Annotated in this window: 13 protein-coding genes; 1 reads left to right on the forward strand and 12 read right to left on the reverse strand. The window is 40.5% G+C overall.

What is annotated here, in order from left to right; translation table 11 throughout:
- Window positions 1–117 precede the first annotated feature (117 nt).
- The gene (metG, locus tag IHV09_RS21455; RefSeq protein WP_197265425.1) at window positions 118–2,079 is read right to left on the reverse strand and encodes a methionine--tRNA ligase; all 1,962 of its coding nucleotides are present in this window, start codon (window positions 2,077–2,079) and stop codon (window positions 118–120) included.
- A 717-nt stretch (window positions 2,080–2,796) separates the two neighbouring features.
- On the opposite strand from metG, the gene IHV09_RS21460 reads away from it, so the two are divergent.
- A complete protein-coding gene (locus IHV09_RS21460) occupies window positions 2,797–3,081 on the forward strand; it encodes an AbrB/MazE/SpoVT family DNA-binding domain-containing protein (protein WP_066285380.1) in 285 nt (94 codons plus the stop codon).
- 319 nt (window positions 3,082–3,400) lie between these two features.
- Here the strand turns inward: IHV09_RS21460 and rsmI are convergent, their stop codons facing one another.
- From rsmI to IHV09_RS21515, 11 genes are all read right to left on the reverse strand, one after another.
- Entirely contained in the window at window positions 3,401–4,285 is an 885-nt protein-coding gene (rsmI, locus tag IHV09_RS21465; RefSeq protein ID WP_197265426.1) for a 16S rRNA (cytidine(1402)-2'-O)-methyltransferase, read from the reverse strand.
- Window positions 4,257–4,547, reverse strand: a complete 291-nt coding sequence (locus IHV09_RS21470; RefSeq protein ID WP_197134538.1) for a GIY-YIG nuclease family protein — start codon at window positions 4,545–4,547, stop codon at window positions 4,257–4,259. The genes rsmI and IHV09_RS21470 overlap by 29 nt, the downstream gene beginning before the upstream one ends.
- Window positions 4,537–5,286, reverse strand: a complete 750-nt coding sequence (locus tag IHV09_RS21475) for a tRNA1(Val) (adenine(37)-N6)-methyltransferase (protein ID WP_197134509.1) — start codon at window positions 5,284–5,286, stop codon at window positions 4,537–4,539. The genes IHV09_RS21470 and IHV09_RS21475 overlap by 11 nt, the downstream gene beginning before the upstream one ends.
- A gap of 430 nt (window positions 5,287–5,716) precedes the next feature.
- On the reverse strand, window positions 5,717–6,070 hold the full coding sequence (yabA, locus tag IHV09_RS21480; protein ID WP_144704788.1) for a DNA replication initiation control protein YabA: 354 nt from the start codon (window positions 6,068–6,070) through the stop codon (window positions 5,717–5,719).
- A 14-nt stretch (window positions 6,071–6,084) separates the two neighbouring features.
- Entirely contained in the window at window positions 6,085–6,918 is an 834-nt protein-coding gene (locus tag IHV09_RS21485; RefSeq protein ID WP_197134515.1) for a PSP1 domain-containing protein, read from the reverse strand.
- 4 nt (window positions 6,919–6,922) lie between these two features.
- Window positions 6,923–7,912 (reverse strand): DNA polymerase III subunit delta', encoded by a 990-nt coding sequence (holB, locus tag IHV09_RS21490; RefSeq protein WP_197265427.1) that lies wholly within the window; start codon window positions 7,910–7,912, stop codon window positions 6,923–6,925.
- Window positions 7,913–7,926: 14 nt separating this feature from the next.
- Entirely contained in the window at window positions 7,927–8,367 is a 441-nt protein-coding gene (locus tag IHV09_RS21495) for a YaaR family protein (protein ID WP_197265428.1), read from the reverse strand.
- 18 nt (window positions 8,368–8,385) lie between these two features.
- Window positions 8,386–8,715, reverse strand: a complete 330-nt coding sequence (locus tag IHV09_RS21500) for a cyclic-di-AMP receptor (RefSeq protein ID WP_066390471.1) — start codon at window positions 8,713–8,715, stop codon at window positions 8,386–8,388.
- A 15-nt stretch (window positions 8,716–8,730) separates the two neighbouring features.
- Window positions 8,731–9,375 (reverse strand): dTMP kinase, encoded by a 645-nt coding sequence (gene tmk / locus IHV09_RS21505; RefSeq protein WP_197192193.1) that lies wholly within the window; start codon window positions 9,373–9,375, stop codon window positions 8,731–8,733.
- Window positions 9,376–9,387: 12 nt separating this feature from the next.
- A complete protein-coding gene (locus IHV09_RS21510; RefSeq protein WP_197265429.1) occupies window positions 9,388–10,812 on the reverse strand; it encodes an aminotransferase class I/II-fold pyridoxal phosphate-dependent enzyme in 1,425 nt (474 codons plus the stop codon).
- 120 nt (window positions 10,813–10,932) lie between these two features.
- Window positions 10,933–11,127: a sigma factor G inhibitor Gin gene (locus IHV09_RS21515; RefSeq protein WP_066390463.1), complete on the reverse strand. Its 195-nt coding sequence runs from the start codon at window positions 11,125–11,127 to the stop codon at window positions 10,933–10,935.
- Window positions 11,128–12,021: the final 894 nt, after the last annotated feature.

The following is a 12,021-nucleotide window of genomic DNA, read 5'->3' on the forward strand; positions in this document are numbered from 1 at the left end:
CAAGTTAGTTACAACGTAGGTTAAAAGTCCTATCTTTGACAGTGAAATTACAGGAAATGACTGCCAAATGGACTAAAAATGACAAAAAAGCGGGGAAATGCTCCCCGCTTTTTGTGTTTATTTTACTTTTGAACCGTTTGGAAGTAACGGGTCAACAGTAGCTAGTGTTAACTGACCATCAGAAGATCCCGCCAGGATCATTCCTTGAGAAAGTTCGCCACGTAATTTAACTGGTTTCAAGTTTGTTACGCAGATCACTTTTTGTCCCACAAGGTCTTCTGGCTTGTAGTGCTGTGCAATGCCAGACACTACTTGACGCTTTTCATAGCCTAGATCTAATTGAAGCTTTAATAATTTATCTGCTTTCTTTACAGGTTCTGCTTCAATTACAGTTGCTACACGAAGATCCACTTTCATAAAATCATCGATTGAGATTTCTGGTTTCTCGTCAGCAGCTGGTATTTCCTCTTTCTTCGGTTCTTCTGCTACAGGAGCAGATGAGCCCCCCATAGAATTTTTAATAAATTCTACTTCTACCTCTGTCTCTAAACGAGGGAAGATCGGATCACCCTTCTCAACCTTCGTTTTCGCAGGGATTGCACCGAACTCTTTTAGAGAATCCCATTCTGTAAGACTCTTGTCAGTAAGACCTAACTGACTCCAGATCTTCGCTGGCGTTTCTGTCATGAATGGCTGGATCAACACAGAAACAATACGGATAGACTCTGCTAAATGATACATAACACTTCCGAGTTCAGCTTTTTTAGCCTCATCTTTCGCTAATACCCATGGTTGAGTCTCATCAATATATTTGTTCGTACGGCTGACTAGCTGCCAAATCGTTGAAAGCGCGATGGAGAACTCGAGTTTTTCCATTGCTTCTTCTGTTTTTCTAACTGTTTCTAACGCAAACTCTTGAAGTGTTCCGTCAAACTCAGTTACTTTTCCTTCATATGAAGGGATCTCTCCATCAAAGTATTTACCGATCATCGCAATCGTACGGTTTAGCAAGTTGCCTAGATCGTTTGCAAGATCAGCATTTACTCGATCTACGAAGCTCTCTGGAGTAAACACCCCGTCTGAACCAAATGGAACTTCACGAAGCAAGTAGTAGCGAAGTGGATCTAATCCGTATCGGTCGATCAGAACATTAGGGTCCACTACATTTCCTTTGGACTTAGACATCTTGCCATCTTTCATAAGTAGCCATCCGTGTGCAATAACTTGCTTCGGTAAAGGCAGATCTAACGCCATCAGCATGATTGGCCAATAGATCGTGTGGAAACGAACGATTTCTTTACTCATCAAGTGAACATCAGCCGGCCAATACTGTTTGAATTTCTCTTCGTTATCACTGCCATATCCTAGTGCCGTAATATAGTTAGACAGCGCATCGATCCACACATAGATCACATGCTTCGGATTTCCTGGAACTTTTACTCCCCAATCAAAAGAAGTACGTGATACAGCCAGATCTTCTAACCCAGGCTTGATAAAGTTGTTGATCATCTCACGCTTACGGGACTCTGGGAAAATAAATGAAGGATTTTCTTCATAATAAGCTAATAAGCGATCTGCATATTTACTCATGCGGAAGAAGTAACTTTCTTCTTTAACTTTCTTTACTTCACGACCGCAATCTGGACATTTTCCATCTTCAAGCTGACGCTCTGTAAAGAAGGATTCACAATCCGTACAATACCATCCTTCATATTCACTTAAATAGATATCATCTTGATCAAGAAGCTGCTGAAAAATCTTTTCGACAGATTTCTTATGTCTGTCCTCTGTTGTACGGATGTAATCATCATAAGAGATGTCCATCTTTTTCCAAAGCGCCTTAATATCATCAACAATGCCGTCTACGTATTTTAGAGGATGAAGGCCTTGTTCGTTTGCTTTCTTTTGAATCTTTTCACCATGCTCATCCGTTCCTGTTAGATACATAACGTCAAAACCTTTAAGACGCTTGTATCGAGCCATCGCATCTCCAGCTGTTGTTGTGTATGCATGACCAATATGAAGTTTGCCACTTGGATAATAAATAGGTGTAGTAATATAGAATGTTGGTTTCGCCATTCTCGCCGCCTCCTCAAAATAATAACCTTATAGTAAAGAAAACTTGGCTGACGCCAAATCTTTCGCGTCAGCCTTAGTTACGCTTGTACTATTTAAACTTGTGCACCGTCTAAAAACATCGTGCTAACAAGTTACACTTTCTGATAGTGGAAAAAAAAGTCCCTCCATTTATAGGGACTACTTGTTCTTTAATTTAGGAAAAATATAACTGTAACGGGAAATGTATCTTTTTACAATATTATAAGAAACTGTTTGCATTAGGACATAAAAGTAAAAAAGTAAGCGAAAGATTTCTATGTAAATACTTTCATTATTCTCTTTTCTTCCTTCAAAATATACCTAATGCATGGAAAGCGTGTCAAGGCATACTAGCTGATGGACGAAAAGGAAAATTGGATAGTATTTTTTCGTTGTTAGTTTTGTCGAAATTTGACGTATTATTTTAGCAATATTTCCAGTAAATTTTTTTCATCTTTTACACATTCTTGAATTTTTTATGACAATATATGAATATATCTTCCAATTCAGGGTTTTGGAAGTATGATAATATGGGTATAGTCTAGTAAATTCAATGGTAAAAGATAATAAAATGTTTAAGTCAAAACTATTGACGACAATTGGAAATCTTGGTAAGATGTTCTCGTAGGATTTTGTCGAATTCTGACGATTTAAATAGATAGGGAAATCTTTTATATATTTGAGAGGAGAGATTTTATTATGAAATCTACAGGAATTGTACGTAAGGTGGACGAACTAGGACGTGTCGTTATTCCAATCGAATTACGCCGTACTTTAGGAATTGCAGAGAAGGACGCTTTAGAAATTTATGTTGATGACGACCGCATCATCCTTAAGAAATACAAGCCAAACATGACTTGCGCAGTAACTGGTGAAGTTTCAGATGATAACTACACAGTTGCAGGCGGAAAGATCATCCTTAGCCGTGAAGGTGCTAAAGAAGTAATGGACGAGCTTCAAAAGCAACTTCAAACATCAAAATAAGCCTAAAAAACAAGAGCCTTCGCTTTAGAAGGCTCTTTTCCTTTGTTTAAGTTTAATCTTCGTTGCTCTTGAAAGTGATTGATTTCCGTTTCAGGTGCTCGCTTTCCGCGGGGCAGGCGGTGAGCCACATTCTTAACGTTTCACGTTTAAGTGTCTCACCTGCCCACCTGTCCCGCAGGAGTCTCGCACCTTGCACTTCAATCAACTTTTCAATGAAGAAATAAAAGATATAAAACAACAACCTTAAAAAAGATAAAGCATTCTTAGGCTGTTATTGATGATTGTAAGCTCAGCTTTTTATGACCCTCTTCCTTATCGCCTACAACCCGTGATATTCTTGGTAGACTTCACGCTTTGGTACGTTTCGGTCTACTGCTGCTAATTTTATGGCTTCTTTTGGTTTTTCGCCTTTTTCTACGTAGTGTTCGACGTGGTCTTTTACGGATAAGGGTTCCCACCATTGTTCTTCGTCTTCTGCTTCGAACTCTTTATTGCCGCTGCCTTCTACTACTAAACAGAACTCTCCCCGGATTTCTGTGTCTCCTTGGTTGAAGAACTCTGATACTTCTTGTAAGGTTCCACGAGTGATCTCTTCGTATTTTTTTGTAAGTTCACGAACGACAGCGATGTTTCGATTTTCTAGTACGACGCTCATGGCTTGGAGTGTTTCTTTTAGACGGTGTGGTGCTTCATAGAAAAGAAGGGTAGATGGAAATCGTTTCAGATTTTCAAGTTCTAGCTTTTTTTCTTTTTTTCCACGTGGTAGAAAACCGTAGAACGTAAATAATTCAGTATTTAGTCCTGATGCCACAAGGGCAGGCAGTGCTGCGTTTGCTCCTGGCAACGGGATAACGGGTATGCGCTCTTCTACGCACTGAACGACTAGTTCATAACCAGGGTCTGAAACTCCAGGCATTCCTGCATCTGTAACAAGCGCGATCTGTTTTCCTTTCTTTAATTCTTCTAACAACTTCTTCCCGCTCTGCTGTTTATTATGATCATGATAGCTTGTTAGAGGTGTGCTGATTTCAAAATGGTTGCATAGTTTTTTTGTTTGTCTTGTATCCTCTGCTGCGATCACATCGGATTCTTTTAATATACGAATCGCTCGATATGTCATGTCTTCCAGGTTGCCGATCGGTGTTGGAACTAAGTACAGCATGCCGCTATCTGTATCATTCTTGTAGCTCTTTTGCTGCCACATACGAAACACTTCCCTCTTTTATCAATCGTTCTTTTTGAGCACGGCTAAGCTTCTTTACAGCAAACTCCATGCGCATCGCTTCTTGTTTAGTAGAAAAGACCGCTTGAAAGACAAGCTTTAAAGGCCCTCTTCCTCTTGTATACTTTGCGCCTTTTCCTTCTTCATGTTTTTTGAGACGCTTTTCTATATCATTTGTATAGCCTGTGTAATAGCTTCCGTCTTTACATTCCAGAATATATATATAGTGCTTGTTATTTTCCATCTTCGCCATAGAACATCTTTTTTAGTTGCTCGGTGTATTGGCCGTCTTCCCCATAGACCGTTACAGGAGGCAGAATGTGCAGATCGGGTTTACCGTTCTTCATTCCTTCTATTAAAAGCATGTTAGCTTCACTGCCTGCTTTCGGATAGATGAGCTGCAGCTTCTTTGGTTCAAGTTTATATTGTCTCATATAAGCTAAAATTTCCATGAGCCTGTTCGGCCGGTGAACCATAGCAACTTTTCCGCCTTGTTTTACGAGTTGGCTACTTACCCGGATAACATCTTCTAGCGAACAATGTATTTCGTGACGCGCGATAGCCAGGTGTTCATTCTGATTAAAATCTTCTTCATGTGCAGATGCAAAGTACGGTGGATTACAGGTGAGGGCATCGAACGAACCATAACCATATGTAGCTGGAGCGTCTTTAATATCTGCCAAGTCCATTTGAATTTGTTCCTCTAAATGGTTTAACGCTACACTCCTAGTCGCCATACTGTGCAATCTTTCCTGAATTTCTACTCCAGTAATCTGTGCTTTTGACCGCTTGCTTAACAAAAGAGCAACTGCACCGTTACCACTACACAGATCAATAATCTTACCCTTTTGAATCGGAACCCATGCGAAACGACTTAATAAAACAGCATCTAGTGAAAAAGAAAAAACAGAGGGACTTTGTATGATTTTTAAATCTTCGTGTACTAAAAAATCAATCCGTTCATCTTGTATTAGATCACTCACAGTCTTCCCTCTCTTTCTTCTATATAATAGGTAGAGTTTTTAATGTTTTTTGATTTACAGCTGTGAAAACTGAACGAATACCCTATGAATGTCCATCTTTTAATGATATAGGTACAGTTTCGGGTCCATATACTAATCACTTTTATATACTTAGGGGGGTATTCAGCTCATCCAATCCAAAAGTTTTTAACTTCAATCCAGAAATTTAGGCTGTTTATCCACGAGATTTGGCTCTCATTCCAAAAGTTTTTATCGTTTATCCACGAGTCTACAATCGTCGACAAATTCCGCAAGCTACTCCCCCTCGTATACCCCGATATGAATAATGTTCACCTTTCAGGAGTTCGCTGCCTGCCGCACAATTGCAGCCAGACTAACTTACGCACAAACACTGCCATATAAAAAGAAGCCTTCCCATTTGGAAAGGCGTTTATTTCTTATTTAAAAATGAAAGACAAAACAAACAATCTCCCTCTGAACGTACACTGCCATAATGAAGGTTGCAAATGTGGAATCCTTCTTGGTAGAGCCGCGCCAGGTTATCATAACCTTCACCTATATCAGTGGGTTCCTTCTTGGCTTTAGAGGCTACAGACTTTTTAACAGAACTCCGTTTCTGATCGGCATTCAGCTTGTTTCGCAGATTTTCATTTTCCATCACGAGATGGTGGTTTTCTTCAATTAGTGCAGCCAAATGAGTCTTGAAATCTTCCAGTTGCTTTGACAGCACCGTGATTTGCTCTTCCATCTGTACTACGCGGGAAAATATTGTTTTCTTTTCCACGAATTCCACCTCTTTTACTCTGTGGCCTGACTGAATAATTCCTCTCTCTTACCAGCAGCAAGCTCGTCCAAAGTGAACTCTGTCGTTCTTTCCATTGCAGGAATGTTCACTTGAATGACCTTTTCTAGCAAGTTCAAGCCGACAACGCGACCAACACCATGAGGGGTCATAATCTCTTCACCAACATCAGGCATTTCTTCTTTAGCTTCTTCATAATAGTCGTTCTCATACTTCAAACAACACATCAAACGGCCGCAAAGGCCTGAAATTTTAGCAGGATTCAAAGAAAGGTTCTGATCTTTTGCCATTTTAATCGATACTGGTTCAAAATCTCCAAGGAACGTTGAACAGCAAAGCATTCGGCCACACGGACCTATTCCGCCAAGCATCTTCGCCTCGTCCCTAACACCGATCTGCCTGAGTTCGATTCTAGTACGGAAGATAGAAGCCAGGTCTTTAACCAACTCCCGGAAATCGATTCTTCCGTCTGCTGTGAAATAAAAGATAATCTTGTTACGATCAAACGTATATTCAACATCGACAAGCTTCATATCCAGCTTATGCTCGATGATTTTTTCCTCACAACTTTGAAACGCTTCCTTAGCGGCTGCTTTATTTTCTTCTACAGACAAAATGTCCTTCTGTGTCGCGAGCCGAACGACTTTTTTTAAAGGAAGAACAACATCATTCTCCCCGACTAGTTTCTTATCGATAACTACCTTGCCATATTCTATTCCACGCGCTGTTTCCACAATGACAAACGCGTCTTTTTTCACTTCAAGGTCGCCGGGGTCGAAATAATATACTTTACCCGCTTTTTTAAAGCGGATTCCCACTACCTCATACAAGGTTTTATCCCTCCCGTAATCGTAAAACCAACTGCTCCATCACCATCAAGGGGCTGACGTTGCTCCTGAGTCTAGCTTGAGCAGTCAGTATCGCTTGCAGGGCTTCACCCGTCTTTTTTTGCGAAGTGTGAAGAGCCTGCTGCTCTAATGCTTGAAGCTGATCGAAAAACACAACGTTTTCCGAGTTTGATAAATGTATAGATAAAAGATCTCGATACCAGATCAAAAGTAAGTTTAAAGCTAAACGTAACTGATCTTTTTCTTTAAAAAAACTTAAATACTGATCTTGCAGTACAACAAGACAGTAATCAGGCCGGAGCCTCAAGTCCTCCGTTAATTGTATCACTTTGGCTCTTGCTTGTGCAAACCACTCTTCCCTACAAATTTCGAGTGCTTCCGCATAATCCGAAGTCAGAGAGGACGCTAACATGGCTACCGGTTTTGGAATATCGTCTTGTAGTAATTTTTCTAAAATCCCTTGTGGGGGAAGGGGTGAAAAGGTTAATGTCTGTGCTCGCGAACGGATCGTATCAAGCAGACGATGGACCTGTTCTGTTAAAAGAAGTGCGATCGTATCGTTTCCTGGCTCTTCTAAAAACTTTAAGAGGCTGTTCGCCGCCTGAACGGTCATCTTATCAGCATGCTCAATAATGTATACCTTTTTCGAAGACTCCATCCCACTGTATGCAAACTCTTTTTGAAGTCCTCTTATCTGGTCGATCTTAATGTTTTGGCCATCTGGTGCGATGATATGCACATCAGGGTGGTTGCCAGATGTGATCCTCTTGCAGTTCGGACAGCTTTCACAAGGGTTTCCATCCTCACAATTTCTGCAAAGAAACGTTTTAGCAAGAACCGTTGCAGTCGCCATTTTCCCTGTTCCATGAGCCCCTTCAAAAATATATGCATGAGCAAGGCGCTGTTTTCGTATACTGTTTTTTAATAATTTCACAACACGAGGCTGTGTTTTGCTGCACTCTTCCCAGCTCACCATATCGTACTCACCTACTACGTATATAAATTAACTAACAAACCTTTAATTTCTCCGATTCGATCAAGCAGAGTGATCGAATCCTTCTCTTGACTGAGAACGGCTTCTGTTAGCTGTATCAAATGTTCATCTACTTCTTTTACAAGTTTAAGGGTGCGTGATCTGCCTTGTTCGTTCCAGCTTTTGTTCTGCTTAAGCTGCATACCGAAATCAACGGCTTCTTTTACGAAGCGTTGAACCAAGTTTTTATATAGCTGCAGATCCCGTACCGTTTGTGATTGTAGCAGTCTCTTGCCTTGATTTTCTATATCACCTAACAGTCTTATTAACTGTTCAGAATGTAATTTCTCACTTTGTTTGGATACCGCTTCACCAAATGAAAGAGACGGCTTTTTCCCGATCTTTCCATCGTTTTGTTTCGTATCCAGAATGGGTCTTATATCTTGGCCAATTTTCATAATAACCCCTCAATATATTTAAAATTGCTGAAAGCTTTCAACGGGTAGAACAAAAACAGTCGCCCCGCCTACTTCAACTTCGACCGGGTATGGAACATACGCATCTGCATTGCCGCCCATCGGTGAAACAGGTGCCACCATCTGATTACGGCTCTTGCAGTTTTCCCGGATAATCTCCATAACATCATCGATTTGAGCATCTTCCACACCAATCATAAACGTTGTGTTCCCTGCTTTCAAAAATCCTCCTGTAGTTGCGAGTTTTGTAGCACGGTAGTTTTTATCAACAAGCGCATCTTGCAGTCGGTTGCTGTCTTTATCTTGAACAACGGCTATAATCATTTTCATGGCGAATGCCCCTCTCTACTTTTTCTTATGATTCGATAAAAGTTGATCTAAATCCTTTACGATTTCTTCAAACACTGCATCAGGGCTCTGTTCACCATTAATTCGAACGATTCGATCAGCTTGTCTTGAAAAGATTTCAGCAAATCCTTCTCTCACTCGCTCATGATAAGAAAGATCTTTTTGCTCGATTCTGTCTAAGTTCTCTGTTCCATAGCGAGCTTTCATTCGCTCTTTTCCAACTTGCGGTGATACATCTACAAAATAACTGCGGTGGGGAACAAGTCCACTCGTTGCAATGTTATTAACTTGAAGCACTCGTTCTTCTCCAACTCCAAGTCCAAATCCTTGGTAAGCGAGCGATGCGTCCACAAATCGATCACACAGTACGACTTTTCCTTCCTCTAATGCAGGAATGATTTTTTCATGTACATGCTGTGCACGCGAAGCCGCATAAAGCAGAACCTCTGTTAGATCATGCATTTCTTTATGCTCTGGATCTAAGACAAGCGCTCGTATTTTATCGCTGATACTTGTACCGCCTGGTTCACGCGTTTGGATAAAATCCACCTGATGCTTTCGTAAATACTCAGCAACCTTCTCGATCTGTGTTGTTTTTCCTGACCCGTCCGGCCCTTCTAATGTTATAAATAAACCTTTCACAATTACTGCCCCTTACCTATGATCAAAAACATATATCACGTGGTCCTTGGTAATTCCTTGGAACCGAGCACCCTTCTTTTTTAATGAAGAATACTCTTCTATATGTATCGAAGTAATTTGTTCTCCTTTTGCAACAAGCGGAATTCCTGGAGGATAAGGAATAACAGCTTCTGCTGCAACCTTTCCTTCTGAATCCTTTATCGACTGAGGTCTTGCTTGTAACCCTCTCATTTCTCTATAAGAAAGTGATAATCTGCTTACTGGCGACAGCCCTTTTAGAGATTGATTCGTTCGTTGTCTCGTATCATAACGAGCGAGCTGATCTGATATCTTTTTAATTACCTTTTGCAAGTCCTTCGTATCTTTTAGCGGACCTAGCGGCAATACAAACAAGACATTTCTGTCATCTGCCAACTCTGTAAACAATCCTTCTTTTTCAAATAATTCCTGAAGCTCATATCCTGATATTTCCCTATCTGACTGAACGGTAATCTTTAATGGATCAATCTGATAACGACCTAGAGCTTTCATAACCTTAAGATGAGGAAGAGATTCGATATACATTCTTAGTTCTTCAGATTGAGACAAAATACGTTTGATCTCAACGCTGCTCAAATTTTCAAGATATAGTCGGCTAAGATCGAGTGAAGCCATGATCAGATAGGATGGAGAGCTAGACTGTACCAACTGCAGTGCATGTTTTAATCGGTGAATATCCACTCGTTCGCTGTTTACATGTAAAAAAGCGCCCATTGTCAGTGCAGGGAGAGTCTTATGCGCAGATTGCACAACCATATCTGCCCCTTTATGTATCGAGCTGATCGGCATATCCTTTAATCCGAAATGTGCTCCATGAGCTTCATCGACTAATACAACACCACCCAAACTATGTATAAAATCAGCAATTTCTTGAATGTCTTGCTGCATTCCATAATAAGTAGGGTTAGTTAGAATGATACCTTTCACATGTGGATGGTTCTCAACCGCTTGTTTGATGGTGAGTAGATCCACACCTAATGGATATCCTCCCTCTTCATCCATTTCGGTATGAAGAAAAACTGGAGTAACACCAGCCAGCTCTAATCCATTCAGCACAGACTTATGACAGTTCCGTTGTGCAAGTACGATATCATCATCTTTAAACGATGCAAGGATCATGGCGTGATTGCCACAAGTGCTTCCATTTACTAAAAAAAAGCTTTGCTTCACTTTGTAGTAGGAAGCCAACAGCTCTTGTGCCTCTAAGATCACACCTTCAGGGTGATGCAGGTCATCAAGTCCTGAAAGCTCAGTAACATCAAACGGTAAAACAGATTGAAAGTGGGCTCTAGCCTTCTCTTCAAAAATGTGTCCGTTCTTATGTCCTGGTACGTGAAAAGACCATTTATTTGTACGACTATGATTAATTAAAGCTTCGTAAAGCGGTGCATATTTCATCACATAATTCCTTTATTTTTCAAACATTTTTTGCTTTGATTGCTATCTTTATTCTATCACAGTTTCCCTTCCTACGAATTTACAGCAACAAAAAAACAGGCTGACGAACAGCCTGTTTTCTTATGAAGACGCATTTACTAACTTTAATTTTCTTAGTTGTGATAAGTAATGTTTATAATATTCGTCATTGGTTTTCGCGGTCAGAATTTTATGCTCACATTCTTGGCAAATAAACTGATGAAGAATGTGTAATCCTCGATCTTTCTTCTCTTCACATACCATACAAATTTCCCCGTACTGTCGTGTCGCTTTCATTCTTCCACCTCCATAATTGCCATTGTAGCCAGAAATATTTATTCATATACGTTTATTCAGATTATTTTGGATACTCTATAAAATGTATGAGACTCTGGGCTTTGTTGTGTCTGTCTTCATTCAATTCATGAAAATAAACCAAGTTCGCGCCTTCATGGTCCATTAATCCCCCCTGTGACGCGGTTTAAAACTATTTGATGTGCTGGATAGGCAAATAATTTGCTTTTCGGGAGGTTTTGAGGGGTTTGGCGGGTTTTGGGCAGGTTATAGTGTGTGGTAACGGGTAGCCGTCCTAGCTGGTAAAGGATGTTTGTCGCAAATCGGATTAAAATGTTTATCTACGGAATTATGATGAAGTTTTACGGATATATTCAGAATTACCTCGTATAAAAAGCAGATTACCTCGTAATTGTGTGCGGTGGAGTTGATAGGGAGAGCTAATTAGGGGTTTTGTGTGTGGCATCTGAGGTGTTTTAGTGAGTTTTTGGCTTGGATGATGGTTGTCGGAGCTGCTTGAGGGGCTTTTGGATGGTTTTTGGAGCTTTTTCTTAAGAATATCGGGAGGTGGAAGATGGCTCTTGGCCATCTTCTTCGTATTTTGAGGGTTGTGAGGGGGTTCGAAGCGTTAAGTGCACGTCCCGCGAATACCACGATGGGTATCTACTGGCTCTAATTAAGTCTAAATAAGAAAAATTAAGTCAAAATGAGAGCGAATTAAGTCGGAACGGACCTCTATTAAGTCTAAAAGCAAAAATAAAGGCCGTTCGCTAAATCTCGACAACCGCTCTCAGCCTGATCCAAGCGCTATACCCCCGAGCTCGAGCCTTCCATCCCCAGCCTCCATAATCAGAAGTTTGGCAATCGCCAAACCACCTTTCTTCTTTTCTATCTTTT

This window comes from Fictibacillus sp. 23RED33, from assembly GCF_015903925.1.
Lineage (GTDB): Bacteria > Bacillota > Bacilli > Bacillales > Fictibacillaceae > Fictibacillus > Fictibacillus phosphorivorans.

Bases quoted from the DNA above. Each gene is read 5' to 3' on its own strand.
- metG (WP_197265425.1), bottom strand. From the start codon at position 2,079: ATGGCGAAACCAACATTCTATATTACTACACCTATTTATTATCCAAGT.
- IHV09_RS21460 (WP_066285380.1), top strand. From the start codon at position 2,797: ATGAAATCTACAGGAATTGTACGTAAGGTGGACGAACTAGGACGTGTC.
- rsmI (WP_197265426.1), bottom strand. From the start codon at position 4,285: ATGTGGCAGCAAAAGAGCTACAAGAATGATACAGATAGCGGCATGCTG.
- IHV09_RS21470 (WP_197134538.1), bottom strand. From the start codon at position 4,547: ATGGAAAATAACAAGCACTATATATATATTCTGGAATGTAAAGACGGA.
- holB (WP_197265427.1), bottom strand. From the start codon at position 7,912: ATGGTGAGCTGGGAAGAGTGCAGCAAAACACAGCCTCGTGTTGTGAAA.
- IHV09_RS21495 (WP_197265428.1), bottom strand. From the start codon at position 8,367: ATGAAAATTGGCCAAGATATAAGACCCATTCTGGATACGAAACAAAAC.
- IHV09_RS21500 (WP_066390471.1), bottom strand. From the start codon at position 8,715: ATGAAAATGATTATAGCCGTTGTTCAAGATAAAGACAGCAACCGACTG.
- IHV09_RS21510 (WP_197265429.1), bottom strand. From the start codon at position 10,812: ATGAAATATGCACCGCTTTACGAAGCTTTAATTAATCATAGTCGTACA.
- IHV09_RS21515 (WP_066390463.1), bottom strand. From the start codon at position 11,127: ATGAAAGCGACACGACAGTACGGGGAAATTTGTATGGTATGTGAAGAG.